This window comes from Luteimonas sp. A649, from assembly GCF_054072735.1.
In genome coordinates this window covers 91,364-110,142 of record NZ_JBSVRQ010000002.1, presented here as the reverse complement: position 1 = coordinate 110,142, position 18,779 = coordinate 91,364, and the positions used below count along the sequence as shown (strand labels likewise).

General features: G+C 71.7%; 12 protein-coding genes and 1 pseudogene. 9 read left to right on the top strand and 4 right to left on the bottom strand.

The window, feature by feature from the left end; all coding sequences use genetic code 11:
• The first annotated feature begins 117 nt into the window (after positions 1-117).
• Together ACW5E8_RS09965 and ACW5E8_RS09960 are read left to right on the top strand one after the other, a co-directional pair.
• Positions 118-2,040 carry an autotransporter assembly complex protein TamA gene (locus ACW5E8_RS09965; protein WP_456965378.1) on the top strand — a complete coding sequence of 641 codons (1,923 nt, stop codon included), beginning with the start codon at positions 118-120 and terminating at the stop codon, positions 2,038-2,040.
• 2 nt (positions 2,041-2,042) lie between these two features.
• Positions 2,043-5,966, top strand: a complete 3,924-nt coding sequence (locus ACW5E8_RS09960; protein WP_456965377.1) for a translocation/assembly module TamB domain-containing protein — start codon at positions 2,043-2,045, stop codon at positions 5,964-5,966.
• Positions 5,967-6,061: 95 nt separating this feature from the next.
• Here the strand turns inward: ACW5E8_RS09960 and ACW5E8_RS09955 are convergent, their stop codons facing one another.
• Positions 6,062-7,348: a sialidase family protein gene (locus tag ACW5E8_RS09955; RefSeq protein ID WP_456965376.1), complete on the bottom strand. Its 1,287-nt coding sequence runs from the start codon at positions 7,346-7,348 to the stop codon at positions 6,062-6,064.
• A 27-nt stretch (positions 7,349-7,375) separates the two neighbouring features.
• Between ACW5E8_RS09955 and ACW5E8_RS09950 the strand changes: the two genes are divergently transcribed.
• On the top strand, positions 7,376-7,789 hold the full coding sequence (locus tag ACW5E8_RS09950) for a putative signal transducing protein (protein ID WP_456965375.1): 414 nt from the start codon (positions 7,376-7,378) through the stop codon (positions 7,787-7,789).
• A 96-nt stretch (positions 7,790-7,885) separates the two neighbouring features.
• Entirely contained in the window at positions 7,886-10,270 is a 2,385-nt protein-coding gene (locus ACW5E8_RS09945) for a Tex family protein (protein ID WP_456965374.1), read from the top strand.
• 112 nt (positions 10,271-10,382) lie between these two features.
• On the opposite strand, the pseudogene ACW5E8_RS09940 reads toward ACW5E8_RS09945, so the two are convergent.
• Positions 10,383-10,616 (bottom strand): annotated as a pseudogene (locus ACW5E8_RS09940) (cation transporter); the annotation flags it as partial.
• 254 nt (positions 10,617-10,870) lie between these two features.
• Between ACW5E8_RS09940 and ACW5E8_RS09935 the strand changes: the two are divergent.
• From ACW5E8_RS09935 to ACW5E8_RS09925, 3 genes are all read left to right on the top strand, one after another.
• Entirely contained in the window at positions 10,871-11,053 is a 183-nt protein-coding gene (locus ACW5E8_RS09935) for an oxidoreductase-like domain-containing protein (protein WP_456965373.1), read from the top strand.
• Positions 11,054-11,065: 12 nt separating this feature from the next.
• On the top strand, positions 11,066-11,929 hold the full coding sequence (locus ACW5E8_RS09930) for a prolipoprotein diacylglyceryl transferase family protein (RefSeq protein ID WP_456965372.1): 864 nt from the start codon (positions 11,066-11,068) through the stop codon (positions 11,927-11,929).
• A gap of 126 nt (positions 11,930-12,055) precedes the next feature.
• On the top strand, positions 12,056-13,228 hold the full coding sequence (locus ACW5E8_RS09925) for a porin (protein ID WP_456965371.1): 1,173 nt from the start codon (positions 12,056-12,058) through the stop codon (positions 13,226-13,228).
• Between the two features lie 11 nt (positions 13,229-13,239).
• Here the strand turns inward: ACW5E8_RS09925 and mnmG are convergent, their stop codons facing one another.
• Positions 13,240-15,129, bottom strand: coding sequence for a tRNA uridine-5-carboxymethylaminomethyl(34) synthesis enzyme MnmG (mnmG, locus tag ACW5E8_RS09920; RefSeq protein WP_456965370.1), 1,890 nt, complete (start codon positions 15,127-15,129; stop codon positions 13,240-13,242).
• Between the two features lie 1,461 nt (positions 15,130-16,590).
• On the opposite strand from mnmG, the gene ACW5E8_RS09915 reads away from it, so the two are divergent.
• Together ACW5E8_RS09915 and ACW5E8_RS09910 are read left to right on the top strand one after the other, a co-directional pair.
• Positions 16,591-17,547, top strand: a complete 957-nt coding sequence (locus ACW5E8_RS09915) for a pyridoxal-phosphate dependent enzyme (RefSeq protein WP_456965369.1) — start codon at positions 16,591-16,593, stop codon at positions 17,545-17,547.
• Positions 17,544-18,164, top strand: coding sequence for a YdcF family protein (locus ACW5E8_RS09910; RefSeq protein ID WP_456965368.1), 621 nt, complete (start codon positions 17,544-17,546; stop codon positions 18,162-18,164). Before ACW5E8_RS09915 ends, ACW5E8_RS09910 begins: the two co-directional genes overlap by 4 nt.
• A 7-nt stretch (positions 18,165-18,171) precedes the next feature.
• On the opposite strand, the gene ACW5E8_RS09905 is transcribed toward ACW5E8_RS09910, so the two are convergent.
• Positions 18,172-18,774: a hypothetical protein gene (locus ACW5E8_RS09905; protein WP_456965367.1), complete on the bottom strand. Its 603-nt coding sequence runs from the start codon at positions 18,772-18,774 to the stop codon at positions 18,172-18,174.
• Positions 18,775-18,779 lie beyond the last annotated feature (5 nt).

Sequence of the window (18,779 nt, the reverse complement as noted above, 5' to 3'; positions counted from 1 at the left end):
GTGGGAGCCGCTATAGCGGCTCCCAAAAGGTCGGCGAGGCCCGGGCGACGTGAGCGGGGTGCACCGGAAGGATCCTGCGTTAATGGACCGTCGACACCCCACCGGTATCCTCCCCTGATGCCCTCACCCCACCGCGCCACCGTCGCCGCCGTCGTGTTCGCCATTGCCGGCAGCGCCTTCTCCGGAAACGCCCACGCCGCCAGCGTCGCCTCGGTCGAGATCCGCGGCCTGGACCAGGCGATGGAGCAGAACGTGCGCACCTCGCTGTCGCTGGTCGGCGCCATGGACGACGAGGTCTCGTGGCGCCGCCTGGCCTACATGCTGCGCGCCGCCGGTGACGAGACCCGCGAGGCGCTCGAGCCCTTCGGCTATTACTCGCCGCGGATCGTGGTCGAGCGCGTGCGCGGCGACGACCGCCGCGTGGTGCTCGATACGGCCGCCGAAGACGATGCCGCGCGCGGCGACAACGCAGCCGCCACCGCCGAAGTGGTGCGCGAAGCCGGCAGCGCGCGCGAACGCGGCGCGGCACAGCTGCCGGTGTCGGTGGTGATCACGGTGGAACCCGGCGAACCGGTGCGCGTGCGTCGCGCCGACATCGCCATCATCGGCGACGGCCATGACGATCCCTACCTCAGCGACGAAGTGGACGACTTCATCCCGCGCCAGGGCTCGATCCTCGACCACGCCGCCTACGAGGGCAGCAAAACGCGCATCAGCCGCCGCCTGGCCGAGCGTGGCTACTTCGACGCCGACTTCAGCGCGCGCCGGGTCGCGGTGACCCGCGCCGAACAGGCCGCCGACATCGAGCTGGTGTGGACGAGCGGCGAGCGCTACGACATGGGCGCCACGCGCTTCGTGCAGGCGCCCAAAGAAGTGGTCGACAACAGCCTGCTCGAGCGCCTGGTGTACTGGGAAGAAGGCCAGTACTACCACCAGGGCCGCCTCGACCGCCTGCGCACCTCGCTCAACAGCCTCGACTACTTCAGCCGCGTCGACATCACGCCGCACCCGGAAGAGGCCGTGGACGGGCGCGTGCCTGTCGAGGTGACCCTCACACCGGCCAAGCGCGACATCTATACCGCCGGCCTCAGCTACGGCACCGACAGCGGTCCAGGCATCCGGCTGGGCCTGGAGCGCCGCTACGTCAACCGGCGCGGCCACAAGGCGCTGTCGCAGCTCGACTACGCCCGCAACCGCAAGACACTGACCCTGCAGTACAGGATCCCCGCCTTTCGCTGGCTCGACGGCTGGTACACGGCCAGCCTACAGGCCGCCGACGAGCAGACCGACTACATCGACACCCGCCGGGTGGAGTTCGCGGCCAGCCGCAGCGGGCAGTACAACCGCCACCTCAACCTCGTGGCCTCGATGCATGCGCTGCGCGAACGCTGGGCCTACGAGTACGAGGACGACGGCGATCCGTCGACCGCGCCGGTCTACCGCTATTCCACCTTCACCTACCCCTCGCTGCGTGCGACCTACATCGACCTCGACGACACGCTCTTTCCGCGTGGCGGCTACAGCGGCAGCCTGCTGCTGCGCGGCGGCGTCGAGGGCGCCGGCTCGGAGGCGAACTTCCTCCAGTTCCACGCCCGCGCGCACTGGTACCTGGGCATCGGCGTGAGCGACCGCATCATCCTGCGCGGCGAGTACGGCCGCACCGAGACCAGTGCCCTGGTCGACATGCCGCCCAGCCTGCGCTTCTACGCCGGCGGCGACGGCAGCATCCGCGGCTACGAGTGGCGCGAAGTGGGCCCACGCGTGCTCGATGACGACCTGGAGAGCTTCGCGCTCGGCGCGCGCCACGTGTTCACCGCCAGCGCCGAATACGAGCACTATTTCCGCGGCGGGCCCTGGGGTATCGGCGCCTTCGTCGACACCGGCAGCGCCTTCGACAGCTCGCCCGACCTGCGCACCGGCATCGGCGTCGGCCTGCGCTGGCAGACGCCGGTCGGTCCGCTGCGCCTGGACATCGCCCGCGGCCTGGACGATCCGGATTCGCCCTTCACCCTGCACCTCAACATCGGCACCAGTCTCTGACCATGGCGCACGCATCCGACATCAGCCCGGAAGAGCGCGAAGCGCGGATTGCCGAACTGCGCGCACGGCGCAGGACGCGCGTGCGCAAGCTCGCGCTGCGCAGCGCGATCGGCATCGCGGCGCTGGTGGTGCTCGTGCTGGTGGTGGCCTGGTGGCTGTTGTCCACGTTGGGCGGCCGCGACTTCCTGCTGTCGCAGGTGGTCGCGCGGCTGCCCGCGGGCACGACGCTGGAATGGCGCGACGCCGATGGGCCCGCGTCGGGTCCGCTGACGCTGCACGACGTCGCGTTCCAGCAGCTGGTCTGCCCCGAAGTCGACGACGAGCCGGTGCCTTACGGCCAGTGTGCGATGCCCAATGCCCTGCGCTTCAGCGCGAGGCGCATCACCCTCGACCCGGCGATCCGGCCGCTGCTGGGCCGCCTGCTGCGCCTGGACGCGGCGCAGGTGGAAGGCGCGGTGCTGGAACTGCCGCCGTCCGACGACGGCGAGCCCTTCTCGCTGCCGCGCTGGCCCGAAGTGCTGCCGCAGATCGAACCACCGCTGGGCCTGCAGGCGGACGTGGTCGAGATCGACGGCTTCCGCGTGCTGCGCGGCGGCGAGACGATGATCGACATCGCCAGCGTGCGCGGCGGCTTCGATGCGCGCAGCGGCCTGCTGCGGCTGCACGACGTCGTGGTCGACAGCGACCGCGGCCTGTTCAAGGCCCATGGCGAATACGCGCCGGCCGAGGACTACCGCATGGACCTCACCGCGTCGGCGCTGCTGCCGGCGCCCGCGGGCACGACGCGGCCACGCCTGGGCCTGGTCGCGCGCGGCGACGTGGCGGCGCTGGACGTGGCGCTGTCCGGGCACGCGCCGGCGCCGCTGCGCGCGCGCCTCGGGCTGCGCGGCGCCGACGCGCCGCGATGGACATTCACGGCGACGAGTGAAGCGCTGGATCCCGCGCTGCTCGCCGGCACGGGCGAGCCCGGCACGCCGCTGGCCTTCGACCTCGACGCCAGCGGCACCGGCGGCCACGCCGAGCTGCGCGGCGACCTCGCCTACGGCGAGCTGCGCGCGACCGTGCAGCCTTCGGTGGTCAGCCTCGACGAACAGGTGCTCGCATTCGACCCGCTGGTCGTCGACGTCTTCGACGGCCGCATCACCGTGACCGGCCACGGCGACTTCAAGGACCTGCAGGCCGCCGACGTCCGCTACGCCGTGGTCGCCCGCGGCCTGGCCTGGGCGCCGGCTCCGGCGGATGGCGCCGCGCCCGATCCCGCCGACACCGTCCGTGCCGACGCCGACGTCGGCATCGCCGGCACGGCCGACAACTGGGCGGTGGTCGGCGCGGCCACGCTGGCGCGCAACGGCGAGAACGCCGAGGTGGAACTCCGCGGCCGCGGCGACCAGGAGCGGCTGGAGCTGCGCACCCTGGCCGCGCGCACGCCGACCGGCTGGCTGGACGGCAGCGGCCACGTCGCCTGGGCGCCCACGCTGGGCTGGGCGCTGGATGCCGGGCTGGCCGGTTTCGACCCGGGTTACTTCGGGCCCGACTTCAAGGGCGCGATCGACGGACGGATCGTGAGCACGGGCAGCACGCGCGACGACGGCGGGCTTGAAGTCACCGTCGACGCCAGCGACCTCGGCGGCCAGCTCCGCGGGCGCCGCATCACCGGCAACGCGAGCTTCGCCATGCATGGCGCGGCGACCGGCAGCACCGCATCCGCCGGCTACGAGGGCGAGGCCGCGCTCGGCATCGGCGACAGCCGGATCGACGCACGCGGCCGCGTCGACGAACGCATCGATATCCAGGCCGCGCTGTCGCCGCTGCGGCTTGAAGACCTGCTGCCAGGCGCCGCGGGCCAGCTGGACGGCACGCTCCGGATCGACGGCGGCCGCGACAGCCCCGACCTGCGCGCGGACCTCGACGGCCGCGGACTGCGCTATGGCGACTACACCGCCGATGCCCTGCACCTGCGCGGGCAGCTGCCCTGGCGCGGCGGCGGCGGCGAACTCGACATCGACGCCAGCGGCATCCAGGCCGGCCTCGCGCTGGACACCCTGACGCTGCGCGCGCGCGGCGCCGTCGAGAACCTGCGCCTGGACGCCAGCGCCCAGGGCGAGCTCGGCCGGGCGGCCCTGTCGGGCAGCGCACAGCGCGGCAGCAACGGCCTCTGGCGCGGCGCGCTCGACACCCTCGAGGCCGCGCCGTCGGTGGGCGCCAGCTGGCGGCTGCAGTCACCCGCCGCCTTTGCCCAGGCGTCCGGCGGGCGTTGGACGCTGTCAGCGGCCTGTCTTGCCGCCGACGTCGGTGGCCACCTGTGCGCGAACGCCGACTGGCCGCGCCAGGGCCTGTCGGTCGACGGCCAAGGCTTGCCGCTGGCCCTGGTCGTGCCCTACCTGCCGGAGCAGGACAGCGGACGGCCGTGGTTCCTCGACGGCAGCATCGACGTCGACGGCCAGCTGCGTCCCGCCGGCAACGCTTGGCAGGGCCACTTCAATGTCGCCTCGGCCAGCGGTGCACTGCGCACCGGCGCGCGCTCGCGCCGCAACGTGCTGTCGTACAGCGACCTTGCGCTCGAAGCCACGTTCGACGCCAACCGCATCGACGCCACGCTGGGCCTGGGCTTCAACGGCAACGGCCGCATCGACGCAAGGCTGCGCACCGGCTGGGACGCCTATGCGCCGCTGGATGGCCAGGTCACCGCCGCCACCAGCGAGCTGACCTGGCTGGAGCTGTTCTCCCCCGACATCGTCTCGCCCACCGGCCGCCTGGATGCCGACGTCAGCCTCGCCGGCACGCGCGCCGAACCGCTGCTGGGCGGCAACGCCACGCTCAGCGACTTCGGCGCCGAAATCCCGTCGCTTGCGATCGCCATCATCGACGGCCAGGCACGCTTGGATGCGCTGCCCGATGGCAATGCGCGCATCAGCGGCAGCCTCGGCACCGGTGGCGCGGGTCGGCTCGCCATCGATGGCAGCCTGGGCTGGGCCAGCGCGGGCGCACCGCTGCAGCTGCGCATCAGCGGCACCGACGTATTGGTGTCCGACACCCGCGACCTGCGCGCGGTGGCCAGCCCCGACATCGAGGTGCGCTACGCCGCCGGGCGTCCGCTGGAAGTGAGCGGGCGCGTGCACGTGCCCAGCGCGCGGATGGACCTGGAGCGTCTCAGCGACGGCGTTTCGGCGTCGCCGGACGTGGTGGTGCTCGACCCCGTCGATCCGGACGCGGGCCCGCCCATGCTGATGGAGCTCGACCTCACCCTGGCCATGGGCGACGACGTCCACCTCAACGGCTTCGGCCTGGAAGGCGAGCTGACCGGCGAGCTGCGGGTCCGCTCGCGCGCCGGCCGCGAGATGACCGGACAGGGGATGCTCGAGGTCGGGGGCCGCTACGAGGCCTACGGCCAGGAGCTCGAAATCACGCGCGGCCGCCTGGTGTGGTCGAACACGCCGGTGTCCGATCCGGTGCTCGACATCCGCGCCGAGCGCAGGATCGGCGACATCACCGCCGGCATCGACGTCAGCGGGCGGGCATCGGCGCCGCGCGCGCAGGTGTGGACCAATCCGGCCAGCGACGAGTCCGAGGCCCTGGCCTACCTCGCCCTGGGCCGACCGCTGTCGAGCCTGAGCGGACGCCAGGCCAGCGACCTCGATGCCGCCTCGGCCGCGCTCAACGCCGGCGGCAGCCTGCTGGCCGGGCAGCTGGGCAAGCAGATCGGCCTCGACGACGCCGGCGTGATGGATTCGCGCGCGCTCGGCGGCAGCGTGTTCGGCATCGGCAAGCAGCTGTCGCCACGGCTCTACGTCGGCTTCGGCGTGTCGCTGCTGGGCACCGGCCAGGTGCTGACCTTGAAGTACCTGCTGCGCAGGGGCTTCGACGTCGAGATCGAATCAAGCACGCTGGAGAGCCGCGGCTCGGTGAACTACCGCCACGAACGCTAGCGGCTATGTGGGAGCCGCAGTGCAGGAGCGGTTATGAGTGGGAGCCGCTATAACGGCGATGGCCGCGATCGCCGCTATAGCGGCTCCCACAGACGCTAGCGCGCGATGACGCGCGCGCCGCGCAGGCCCGGCACGCCGTCGACCACGTCCGTCCACACCACGTGCGCGATGCCGCCGGCCACCGCCAGCTGCGGGAAGCCGGTGCCACGGCCGCGGCCCGCGAGCGTGGCCACCTGCAGGCGCTGGTGCTCGGTGGCGAGGTCGGGCGAACGCCGCGACAGCCAGAGCGTCTGTCCATCCTGTTCCTCGCGCAGCCAGAGCAGCCAGGCCTGGCCGTCGGCCAGCGCCACGGTCACGCGGCCCTGCACGGCGTCACCGGCGTCGATCGACACCGGGGCCGCAAAGCTGTCGCCGGCGTCCGCGCTGTATGCGGCACGCACTTCGGGTTCGCCGCCGGCGGCGGTGTACCAGGCGACCACGGCGGCCTCGCCTTCGGCGGCGACCGCGGGTCCGTTGACCGGGCAGGCGGTCATCAGCCAGCCATCGGCATGCACCGGCCGCGGCGTGGTCCAGGCCTCGCCATCCAGGCGGGTGGCGAGGATGTCGCGCACTTCGCCTGCCGTACGCCCGCGGTAGACCAGCAGTGGACCGCGTGCGGTGACCGCGGCGCTGGTCTGGCAGCAGTCGCAGACACTGGCGTCGATCTCGACGTCGGCGCCGCGGCGCAGGGCCCCATCGAAGCGCGCCGCGCGCAGGGTCATGGTGCCTGCCGTGTCGTGTCCAGCATGTCCCGCATCGTGCTGCGCACCGCCGGTGTTGCGGCCATCGAGCCAGGCAAGGCCGAGGCCGCCCTCCAGGGCCGGCCACATCGACACGAAGCCGTGCTCGGTCTGCGTGCCGTCGTCATGCGGACTGACCGGCGCGCTCCAGCGCCGGCCACCGTCGCGCGACATCGCCAGCTTCACGTCGTAGGCATAGGGCGCGTCGCCGTTCTTCTGCAGCCAGTGCGCCCACAGCGCGCCGTCCGGCGTGGCCAGGATGTGCGGCGTGTCGGCCCAGTTCACGAACATGCTGTTGCCGACCGCGATCGTGATCGGCGCCGTCTCCCAGCGCATGCCGGCCACGTCGTAGCTGGAGAACTGCAGCACGTGGCGGCGCCCGGCCTGCGAGTTGGTCCAGGCCAGCAGCAGCTTGCGGCCATCGGCGCCGACGAGATCGGGCAGCGCGGAGCCGGGAAGCATGGCCGGCAGCGGCCAGTCCTCGACCACGCGCTCCGCCGCGGGGTCGGTGCTGGCGGTCCCGGCGGGGACGGGCGCCGGCGCCTCGCCACCGCAGCCGGTGGCAAGGCCCAGCACGGCAAGGGCGAGGATGGCGGTGCGCATGGGCGCAGCGTACCGTAGGCCCTGCCCATGTTCACCACCGTCGCCGCCTATACCGATCCGATCGAAGCCCAGCTCGCGGCCGGCCTGCTGCAGGCCGAAGGCATCCCCGCGCGCCTGGACGACACCGGTACCGCGATCGCCAACTGGGAGTGGCGGCTCGCGATCGGCGGCATGCGCCTGCGCGTGCCCGACGCACAGGCGGTGCATGCGCGCCGCGTGCTGGCGGCGCTCGAGGCGGGTGAATACGCGCTCGATGACGATGCGCTGTACGAAGAGGGATGCGATGGCGCAGGGAACGCCGCACAGGACGCCGGTGAGCTCCAGCCGCCGGATCGCGAGAGCCTCTCCAGCCGCATCGCCTGGGCGGCATTGATGTTGCTGGGCCTGCCGCTGCCCTGGCGACGCGCGCGAAACAAGAACTCGGTCGTGCGTCGCGCCTGACCCGCGCGCGCCGCGCTGTCAACGGGTACCGCGCATCGCGGCGCGGGGCGACAATCGACGGTCCCGCGGCTTGCGCCGCACGATGCAAGACCACTGATGCCTGACGCCACGCCCGCGCTCGCGCGCAAGATCGCCCAGACCATCGCCGACGAGATCGGCGCACGACGCAGCCAGGTGGAGTCCGCCGTCGGCCTGCTCGACGAAGGCGCGACCGTGCCCTTCATCGCGCGCTACCGCAAGGAAGTCACCGAGGGCCTGGACGACACCCAGCTGCGCAACCTCGAAGTGCGCCTGGCCTACCTGCGCGAACTCGAGGACCGGCGCGCCGCGATCCTCGCCAGCATCGAAGAGCAGGGCAAGCTGACCGATGAACTGCGCGGCGACATCGAAGCCGCCGACAGCAAGGCGCGGCTGGAAGACCTCTATCTGCCCTACAAGACCAAGCGCCGCACCCGCGCGCAGATCGCTCGCGAGGCCGGGCTGGAGCCGCTGGCCGACGCCCTGCTGGCCGATCCTTCGCACGTGCCCGAAGAATTCGCCGCGCAGTTCGTCGATGCCGACAAAGGCGTGGCCGACGCCAAGGCCGCGCTGGAAGGCGCACGCGCGATCCTGCTCGAGCGCTGGGGCGAGGACGCTGCGTTGGTCGGCGAGCTGCGCGACTGGCTGTCCGCGCAGGGCGTGATCCGCTCGAAGGTCGCCGAAGGCAAGGAAGCGGCCGGCGAGAAGTTCCGCGATTACTTCGACCACGCCGAACCGCTGGCGAAGATCCCTTCGCACCGCCTGCTGGCGCTGTTCCGTGGCCGCCGCGAAGAGTTCCTGCAGCTCGAGCTCGATCCGGGCAGCGACGCCGAGGCCGGCAACGCCTACGCCGAGGGCCGCATTGCGCTGCACGTTGGCATCCGCGCCGCCGGCCGCCCCGCCGACGCCTGGCTGCTCAACGCCTGCCGCCTGGCCTGGCGCGCCAAGCTGCAGCTGCACCTGATGCTGGATCTCTTCGCGCAGGCGCGCGAGAAGGCCGAGGCCGAGGCGATCACCGTGTTCGGCGACAACCTCGTGGACCTGATGCTGGCCGCGCCCGCGGGTCCCAAGGCCGTGCTCGGCCTCGATCCCGGCCTGCGCACCGGCGTGAAGGTCGCCGTGGTCGACGCCACCGGCAAGCTGGTCGCCACCGACACGATCTTCCCGCACGAGCCGCGCCGGCAGTGGGACCAGTCGCTGGCCGCGCTGAAGAAGCTGTGCACCGCGCATGGCGTGCAGCTGATCGCGATCGGCAACGGCACCGCGTCACGCGAGACCGATCGCCTGGCCGGCGACCTGCTCAAGCTCGTGCCGGAACTTCCGATGCAGAAGATCGTGGTCAGCGAGGCCGGCGCGTCGGTGTACTCGGCCTCCGAGCTTGCGGCGAAGGAGTTCCCCGGACTCGACGTGTCGCTGCGCGGCGCGGTGTCGATCGCGCGCCGGCTGCAGGATCCGCTGGCGGAGCTTGTGAAGATCGAGCCCAAGGCGATCGGCGTCGGCCAGTACCAGCACGACGTCGACCAGTACCGTCTCGCGCGCGCGCTCGATGCGCGCGTCGAGGACTGCGTGAACGCCGTCGGCGTGCACGTGAATACCGCATCGAGTGCACTGCTGGCGCGCGTGTCCGGGCTGTCGTCGACGGTGGCCGAGAACATCGTGATGCACCGCGACGCCAACGGCCCGTTCAAGCGCCGCAAGGATCTGCTCAAGGTGCCGCGCCTGGGCGAGAAGACCTTCGAACAGTGCGCCGGCTTCCTGCGCATCGCCGATGGCGACCAGCCGCTGGACGCGTCCGCCGTGCATCCCGAGGCCTATCCGGTGGTTGAACGCATCGTCGCCGCCACCGGCAGGCCGATCCAGGCGCTGGTCGGCGACGGCGGCTTCGTGCGCACGCTCAAGGCCCGCGACTACGTCGACGAACGCTTCGGCGAGCCCACCGTGCGCGACATCCTGGCCGAGCTCGAGAAGCCCGGTCGCGACCCGCGCCCCGAGTTCAAGGCCGCGAAGTTCGCCGACGGCGTCGAGGACATCAAGGACCTGCGCGAAGGCATGGTCCTGGAGGGGGTGGTCAGCAACGTCGCCGCCTTCGGCGCCTTCGTCGACATCGGCGTGCACCAGGACGGCCTGGTCCACATCTCCGCGCTGTCGGATCGCTACGTCAAGGATCCGCGCGAGGTGGTGAAGGCCGGCGACATCGTCAAGGTGAAGGTGATGGAGGTCGATGTCGCGCGCAAGCGCATCGCGCTGACCTGCCGCCTGGACGACACGCCCGCGCCGCGCGAGGAACGCGAGCAGGCGCGCCGCGATGCCGGCCCCCGTGACGCGCGCGGCCCGCGGCGCGACCGTCCCGGTGGCGGCAACGCTCCGCAAGGTGGCCGCCCAGGCGGTGGTGCGCCGAAGCCATCGGCCGCGCCCGCCAACAACGCCCTTGCCGAGGCCTTCGCCCGCGCCAAGCGCAGCTAGTCGGCCCACTCCGGGTCGGCGGTGAATTCGAACGGTGGTCGAGGAAACCATGGCGCTGCACGATGCCCATGTGCCGGTTGGCCCGCAGCTCGAAGCGCCACATCGCGATGCACACGACCAGCGTGATCGCCGCATACACGAGCGCCTGGCCGAAATGCAGATCGCGCCCGCCGGTCATGAAGGAATCGATGGCGTTGATCAGCGCGTAGATCGCCGCGCCGGTCAGCAACAGGCCTTCGGCCCCGAGCACGATCGGCTCCAGGTGCCAGAAGCCCATGGTGAAGCGCTCGGCCAGCCGCCTGCTGCGCAGGTCCCCGGCGGCGGAGCTGGCGATCAGGTTCGCCACCAGCAGGGCCGAAGCCGATGCCCACCGCGGCCCAGAGCACGATCAGGGTGACCGAGATGCGCAGAACGCCCTGCTCGGTATCGGCGCGCAGGTTCCAGCGGGATCCAGGTGCGGTGGCCATCATGTCCCTCCCCTTCGACATTCCCTTTCACAGGTCCGATGCTGCCAGGCGTCTGCCAGCCCCATCGCCGGCACGCGCTGTTCAGCCCGGCAGGGCGTTCGCCCGGATGCCGCGTGGGACAATACCCGGATCCATGAACCAGCCGCATTCCATCCACGACAACGACCCGCGTCCGGCCCCGCCCGAGCCGCCCCTGCCCAGCGACTGCTGCGACAGCGGCTGCGATCCCTGCGTGAACGACAGCTACAGCGACGAACTGCAGCTTTATCGCGAGCGGCTGGCCAAGTGGCTTGAACGGCACCCGGACCAGGCCTGAAGCCCGACCCGGATGAGCTCGCTGGGTCCCTTCCCGATGCGCACGGTCATCGTCGCGCTGGCGGCACTGCTGGCATGGCTGGCCGTTCGCGCGTGGGCCAGGCGCCTGCCGGATTCGCCACATGGCCCCGACCTGCCACACAAGGTGGCGGGCGCCTGGTTCATCGATGCGCTGTTCATCGGCCTGCTGGCGGCGCGCATCGGCTACGTGCTGCGCTGGTGGCCGGACTACGCTGCAGCGCCGAAATCGATCATCGCCATCGGCGACGGCGGCTTCCTGTGGTGGACTGGGCTGCCGGTCGCGATCGCCTTCGCATGGTGGCGCAGCGCCGGCGCGAAGCCCCTGCGGCCGCCGCTTCTGGCCGGCATCGCCGCGGGCATGTTGGCCTGGCTGGCCTTCAGCGGCACGCTGGCGCTGCTTCGGAACTCGGCGCCGCCCCTGCCGGTCTTCGAACTGGCCATGCTGGACGGCACGCCCACGACGCTGGGCGTCCACTCCGGGCAACCGGTGGTGCTCAACATGTGGGCCACCTGGTGCCCGCCCTGCCGGCGCGAGATGCCGGTGCTGGCGGAGGCGCAGGCGAAGTATCCAAGTGTGGCCTTCGTGCTGGTGAACCAGGGCGAGGACCGCGGCACCATCGGCGAATTCCTCGACGGGCAGGGGCTGGCGTTCGAACACATGCTGCTCGACCCGCACTCGCGCACGATGCTCGAGACCGGCACCCGCGGCCTGCCCACCACCCTGTTCTTCGACGCCCAAGGGCGGCTGGTGGACACGCACATGGGCGAACTCACCCGCGCCAGCCTGGCCGACACCTTGCGCCGGCGCTTCGACGCGTCCCCAGCACCGCCGCCGGGGGACGCCGCGGGGCACTAGCGCGGGACCTGCGTCGGGGTTGATGCGGGTCAAGGCACCGCGGCGAGCGACTGCGGATACTCCGTCCACGATCCGGTGCCGACCGGTCCACCTGCCCGGCGGCCGCATTGCCAGGAGGTCGACGACATGCACGCAATCGAGGGCCGGCTCGCCCGGCGATCCGCGACACTTCCCGCCGGACGCATCGCGCTTGCACTCACCCTGGCACTCGCCGCCGCCGGCGCGCAGGCCAACGACGCCTGGCAGACCAGCGGCGACATCCGCTTCGGCTACGTCGCCTCCGAAACCCGCGCCCGCGACGGCGCCACCACCGACGCCGACAGCGTCCGCGCCCGCGTGCGCTTCCGCGTGCGCGGCGAACTCGGCGGCGGCTGGCACGCCAGCGGTCGCGTGGCCGCGCGCCTGGACACGGAACAGGGCAACGACGAATTCTGGCTGCGGACCTACGCGCCCGGGCCCGCCGGACTCGAGGACGGCCAGGCGACCATCGACGAGGCCTACCTGGAGTACCGCCCGGCGGAGTCGCCCTGGAGCCTGCGCCTGGGCCGCTTCCAGGCCGCGTTCGGTATCGACGACATCATGAAGAAGTCGCTCGACCAGAACGACAGCACCAACTTCGACATCACCTGGACCGACGGCATCTGGTGGCAGTGGCGCGGCACCGACTGGACCACGCATGTGATCGCGCGCCACAACGATCGTCGCGGTCCCACCGGCACGCTGCGCCGCCCGCTGGACTTCGCCGAGGGCGGCTCGCGCGCCGGCCTGTTCGTCGCCGCGGAATCGAAGACCGCCATCGGCCCCGTAGTGCAGCGCATGGTCACGATGACCTGGCTGCCGTCGGCGCTGCGCTCGAACGGCCTCGCCGATCCGACGCTGGAGGACCATCTCGCGGTCACCGCCAAGGCCGCCGCCGAATGGCCGCTGGGCCAGGGCGGTACCAAGTTACGGCTTGGCGGCGAGATCGGCTGGGCGCCCGACACCCCGCGCCGCGAGGCGATGAACACCGGCACCGGCGACGCCGACGCGCTGTCCTGGCAGGCCTCCTTCAGCTTCATTGACGTGCTGCCCGACCACGACATCGGGATCGTCTATGGCCGTGTTGCCGACGGCTGGCTGCTGTCGAGCGACTTCCGGCCCAATGACGAGCTGCTCGAGGCGCGATGGGTGTGGCAGGCCACGCAGGCCTGGCAGATCGACGCACGCATCCGCCGCCGTGAGGAAATCGACCTGCCCGCCAGCGCCGCCGGCCCACGCCGGGATGACGACCTGTACGTCCGCGCGACGTGGAAGTTCTGAGCGGACCGCGGTCAGGCTGCGCTTGCGCGCCGCACCCGCTCCAGGTGCACCAGCAGCAGCGAAATCGCCGCCGGGGTCATCCCCGGGATGCGCTGCGCCTGGCCGATGGTCTCCGGCCGCACCTGCTCGAGCTTCTGCCGCAGTTCGGCTGACAAGCCGCGCACCACCGCGTAGTCGAAGCCGTCGCCGATCGCGGCGTCCTCGCTGCGCCGCTGGCGCGCGATCTCTTCGCGCTGGCGCTCCAGGTAGCCGGAATACTTCGCTTCGATCTCGACCTGCTCGGCCACCGCGGGATCGTCCACCGCCGGGCCGAACGACGCCACGGCCGCAAGCTTCGCGTAATCCAGCTCCGGGCGGCGCAGCAGGTCCAGGCCGCTGCATTCGCGATTGATGTCGATACCCAGCGCCGCCGACGCGTCGCGGCCGATGGCGTTGTTCGGTGACGCCCACAGCGCGCCGAGACGTCCGGCTTCCGCGGCCACGGCGTCACGCTTGCGCGCGAAGGCGTGCCAGCGCGCGTCATCGACGATGCCGAGATCACGACCCACCGGCGTCAGCCGCAGGTCGGCGTTGTCCTCGCGCAGCTGCAGGCGGTACTCGGCGCGCGAAGTGAACATGCGGTAGGGCTCGACGGTGCCCTGGGTGACGAGATCGTCGACCAGCACGCCGATATAGGCCTGGTCGCGGCGCGGCGCCCAGCCTTCGTGCCCGCGCACCAGGCGCGCCGCGTTGGCGCCCGCGAGCAGGCCCTGCGCCGCGGCCTCTTCATAGCCGGTGGTGCCGTTGATCTGGCCGGCGAAGAACAGCCCCGCCACGGCCTTGGTTTCCAGCGTGGCCTTCAGGCCGCGCGGGTCGAAGAAGTCGTATTCGATGGCATAGCCCGGGCGGGTGATGTGCGCGCGCTCGAAGCCCTGCACCGACCGCACCAGTTCCAGCTGCACGTCGAAGGGCAACGAGGTGGAGATGCCGTTGGGGTAGATTTCGGCCACGCCGAGGCCTTCGGGCTCCACGAACACCTGGTGGCTGGCCTTCTCGGCGAAACGCACCACCTTGTCTTCGATGGACGGGCAGTAGCGCGGGCCGGTGCCTTCGATCTGCCCGGAGTACAGCGGCGAGCGGTGCAGCGCGCCGCGGATGATGTCGTGCGTGCGCTGCGTGGTCTGGGTGATCCAGCACGACACCTGCCGTGGATGATCGGCGTGCGAGCCCATGAACGAGAACACCGGGCGCGGGTCGTCGCCGGGCTGCTCGACCATCACCGAGTAGTCGAGGCTGCGGCCATCGATGCGCGGCGGCGTGCCGGTCTTCAGGCGATCGACCACGAACGGTCCGTCACGCAGGCGCTCGGCCAGGCGCACCGACGGCGGGTCGCCCATGCGGCCGCCCGCCGACTGAGTTTCACCGACGTGGATGCGGCCAGCCAGGAACGTGCCCGCGGTCAGCACCACCGTCGGGGCGTCGAAGCGCAATCCGGTATTGGTGACCGCGCCCCGCACGACACCGCCCTCGATCACCAGGTCGTCGACCGCGGCCTGGAAGACGGTGAGGTTCGGCTGTGCCTCGACGGCACTGCGGACGAACGCGCGGTACAGCGCGCGGTCGGCCTGGCAACGCGTCGCTCGCACGGCAGGACCCTTCGACGCGTTGAGCCTGCGCCACTGGATGCCGGCCGCATCCGCGGCGCGCGCCATGACACCGCCCAGCGCATCGATCTCGCGCACGAGGTGGCCTTTGCCGATGCCGCCGATCGCGGGATTGCAGCTCATCGCCCCGATGGTTTCGATGTTGTGCGTGAGCAGCAGCGTGCGCGCACCGGCGCGCGCAGACGCGAGCGCCGCCTCGGTGCCGGCGTGGCCGCCGCCGATCACGATGACGTCGTGGCGATGGAAGTCGTGATGCATGTCGCGATTATCGCGCCTGGACGCGTGTCTGCGGTGAGCGGAGGGAAGTTGGCACGCAACCTGCATCCGATACATGCGCACCCGGGATGGCAATCGCCTAGGGGGGCGTGGCCGGAGATTGGAACAGGGCTGGCCAAGCGCATCCCGGGGAAGCGAAGGGGCCGAACGTCGGGGGACGTTCGGCCCCGTTTTTTTTCGCGGGCTGCATGGGCCCTGCGCTGCGGGATATGGCGCCGACCCCCGGCGGGAGCGGAACAGGGGGGATCCGGGCTCCCCCGCCGGGTGTCGACATTGGTCACTCCGGTTTACGTCGTAAAGCGACGCAACCGGTCAGTCGACCCAAGCTTGCGACGACTGCGCCCCGGACGCAAGCACCAGCGCGTCCATAACGAGACGGCGTTCCCCGAACTACTCCTCCCGGGTCCGCGCCCGGGAGGCAGGCGCGGGCCGGCTGGCCCTGGGCGCCGGAGCGGCACGTGGGGCCGTCGCAGCCCGTGGCGCTGGAGCAGTACGCGGGGGCGGGGCAGCCCGCGGAGCAGGCGCGTGACGCTGCCCCGGTCCCGCCGTGCGCGACTGCGACACCGGCATCGCACGCGACGGCGCCGGCCGCGACGGGGCGACCCGTGAGGGCGCCTGCGGGCGCACTGCAGGCCTGGGGCCGATCGCTCGCGGCGCGTTTCCGCCGGGCGCCGACACGCCGGCGCTTCCACCACCTGCGCGCGGCGGACTGCTGCGCATCCTGTTGTCAGGCGGGGCCGACCGTGGCGCGGGTCGGGCCGGCGTGCTGCGGCTGCGCGGGTCAGGCGCGGGCGCCCGCGTCGGCGCCGGCTGGCGCATCCGCGGCCTGGGGCCGCTGTTGCCGCCGGCCTCGGGCCTTGGCGACAGCACACGCGTGCGGTTGTCTGGGGCGGTGCCGCGGGTCCTGAGCCGCTCCTCCATCTGGTCGCGATCCCAGCGGGTCCGCTGGACGCGATCCGGATCCGTCGGCCGGCCATCGTTCGGCGGGCGGTGCGGACGGTGCGGACGGTGATAGGGCGGGCGATAGACGTAGCCCGGCCGGCCATACCATCCGCCATACCACGGATAGCCGTAGTACCCGGACAGGCCGCCGTAGTACCCCAGCCCCCGGTAAAAACCGAGCCCGCCGTATCCGTAACCGCCATAGCCATGGTCGGCATAGCCGTAGGGCGAATAGTAGTCGCCATAGGCCCCGTAGGAGGACCCGCTGCCGTAGTAGTAGTCGCCGTAGCCCTGGCGATCATGGCTGCTGTAACCGTAGCCCGTCGCGCAGCCTCCCAGGAAAAGGGAAGCGGCGAGGATGATCAAGATCTTGCGCATAGCGCGTCCCCCTGTTTGGGTTGCAGTCACAGGGTCCTTCACGGCCATTGAATTGGGGCTTAACCCTTTCGATGCACCCGTATCGCTGCTGAACCCTGCCCACAAGTCCGTTAGTCTGGGGCCATGTCCTGCGCCGTGGCCAATTTCGACGACATCCTCGGAGCCGCGGCCCGCATCGCCCCGCATGCGCGCACCACGCCGGTGCTGCGCTCGTCCGGGCTGGATGCCATCGCGGGCTGCAGCCTGGCGTTCAAGGCCGAGCACCTGCAGCGCGCCGGCGCATTCAAGTTCCGCGGCGCCTGCAACGCGGTCTGGCGACTGCCTGGGGCCGACGCCGCGCGCGGCGTGGTCACGCACTCCTCCGGCAACCACGGCGCGGCGCTGGCGCTGGCAGCGACCACGCGCGGGATTCCCTGCCATGTGGTGGTCCCGGCCGATGCCGTGCGTGCCAAGCTCGCTGCGATCGCCGGCTATGGCGCCGTCATGCACTGTTGCGCGCCCGGAATCAAGGCGCGCGAGACCGTCTGCTCACAGGTACTCGCGGCCACCGGGGCAACCCTCGTACACCCATATGCCGATGCCGCGGTGATCGCGGGCCAGGGCACCGCGGCGCTCGAACTGCTGGCTGCGGCGGGTCCCCTCGATGCGCTGGTGGTGCCGGTGGGCGGCGGCGGCCTGGCCGCGGGCACGGCACTGGCGCTGGCCGCCTGCGCGCCGGAATGCCGCCTGTACCTGGCCGAGCCCACGGGTGCAGCCGAGACCCGGGATTCGCTGGCGCGCGGCGAACGGGTCACGGAGTTCACCCCCGACACGCTCTGCGACGGCCTGCGCGGCACGCTGGGCCAGCCCGGCTTCGACATCCTGCGCGCCCACGGCGCCGAGGTGCTGGTGGTCGACGATGCCGACACCGTGGCCGCGATGCGCCTGCTCTGGCAGCGGATGAAGCAGGTGGTCGAACCGTCTTCGGCGATCGCCCTGGCCGCCGTGCTCGGCAACCGCGATCGTTTTGCCGGACAGCGCGTGGGCCTGGTGCTGTCGGGTGGCAACGTCGACCTCGACGCGCTGCCGTGGGCCGCATGAGGCGCCGGCGGCGCCACTCCGGTGCCCGTCCGCGCCGGCGACTGCGCTGGCTGCTGTGGCTGGTGCTGCTGGTCACGGCATGGCTGGCCGGCGTAGCGGCGTGGATCGTGCACGTCGGCAACCGTGACGAGGCCGGCCCCGCCGACGCGATCGTGGTGCTGGGCGCGGCCGCCTACGACACCCGCCCCTCGCCGGTGTTCACCGAGCGCATCCGCCACGGCATCGACCTTTACGAGGCCGGCCACGCCCCGACCCTGGTGTTCACCGGCGGCTACGGCGACGGCGCGCGCTTCGCGGAGTCGCAGGTGGCACGCAGCTTCGCGCTGCGCGAAGGCGTCCCCACCGAGGCGATCCTGATCGAGACCCTGTCGCGCACCACCCACCAGAACCTGCTGCGTGCCCGCGACCTGCTGTCCGACCACAACCTGCAGCGGGTGATCGTGGTCAGCGATCCGCTGCACATGGCGCGGGCGCTGCGCCTGTGCCGCCATCTGGGCATCGACGCCATCGGCTCACCGACGCCGAGTTCGCGCTTCCGCAGCTTCCGCACACAGTGGCGCTTCCTGGCGCGCGAGGTCTACTTCTTCCACCGCGACCTGGTGGTCACGCCCGAATAGTGCGCGCTCAGCCGCCGCTACCGACCAGGGTCAGGCCTTCGCGCAACAACCAGCGCGTGGCCGCGGCCCGATCGGATTGCGGCAGGGCGTCGAGCACGCCGACCAGCCAGCGAAAGGAGCGGCAACGCGCCTCGCGGCTGGCGTCATCGCTGCCTTCGGATGCCAGGCCAAGCATGAAGCCCTCATGCAGGAAGGTGGCGCTCACCGCCGCCGACTTCAACACCTGGCGCGCGTGCACCGGATCGTAGTGCTGCGGCTGGCCCTGCAGGCCGGCGACGGCGATGTCGGTGAAGGCCAGGGCGAAGCGTTCGCGGCTGGCATCGCCAAGCCGATCGACCGTGCGCTGGAAGGCGGAGACATCGCGCGCGGCATCGGGTTCGAACAGCGTGCACAGGGCCGCGGACTCCGTGTCCGAGCGTGAGCTGGCGTGCACGGCTTTGAACAGGCGGTCGATGGCCTGGTCCGGAGCGCGCAGCAGGACTTCATCGCCCAGCGAGAGCACCGCGGCAGGATCGAGCTGCGACAGGTCGATCGCATGGCGCTGCGCCGATGCGGGCTGGGCCAGGACGCAGGCAAGCAGGAGCGCGAAGGCGCTGGACAGTGCAGGCATGTTGG

Excerpts from the sequence above, each read along its gene's own strand:
- ACW5E8_RS09965 (WP_456965378.1), top strand. The coding sequence starts at position 118 with ATGCCCTCACCCCACCGCGCCACCGTCGCCGCCGTCGTGTTCGCCATT.
- ACW5E8_RS09960 (WP_456965377.1), top strand. The coding sequence starts at position 2,043 with ATGGCGCACGCATCCGACATCAGCCCGGAAGAGCGCGAAGCGCGGATT.
- ACW5E8_RS09955 (WP_456965376.1), bottom strand. The coding sequence starts at position 7,348 with ATGCGCACCGCCATCCTCGCCCTTGCCGTGCTGGGCCTTGCCACCGGC.
- ACW5E8_RS09950 (WP_456965375.1), top strand. The coding sequence starts at position 7,376 with ATGTTCACCACCGTCGCCGCCTATACCGATCCGATCGAAGCCCAGCTC.
- ACW5E8_RS09945 (WP_456965374.1), top strand. The coding sequence starts at position 7,886 with ATGCCTGACGCCACGCCCGCGCTCGCGCGCAAGATCGCCCAGACCATC.
- ACW5E8_RS09935 (WP_456965373.1), top strand. The coding sequence starts at position 10,871 with ATGAACCAGCCGCATTCCATCCACGACAACGACCCGCGTCCGGCCCCG.
- ACW5E8_RS09930 (WP_456965372.1), top strand. The coding sequence starts at position 11,066 with ATGAGCTCGCTGGGTCCCTTCCCGATGCGCACGGTCATCGTCGCGCTG.
- ACW5E8_RS09925 (WP_456965371.1), top strand. The coding sequence starts at position 12,056 with ATGCACGCAATCGAGGGCCGGCTCGCCCGGCGATCCGCGACACTTCCC.
- mnmG (WP_456965370.1), bottom strand. The coding sequence starts at position 15,129 with ATGCATCACGACTTCCATCGCCACGACGTCATCGTGATCGGCGGCGGC.
- ACW5E8_RS09915 (WP_456965369.1), top strand. The coding sequence starts at position 16,591 with ATGTCCTGCGCCGTGGCCAATTTCGACGACATCCTCGGAGCCGCGGCC.
- ACW5E8_RS09910 (WP_456965368.1), top strand. The coding sequence starts at position 17,544 with ATGAGGCGCCGGCGGCGCCACTCCGGTGCCCGTCCGCGCCGGCGACTG.
- ACW5E8_RS09905 (WP_456965367.1), bottom strand. The coding sequence starts at position 18,774 with ATGCCTGCACTGTCCAGCGCCTTCGCGCTCCTGCTTGCCTGCGTCCTG.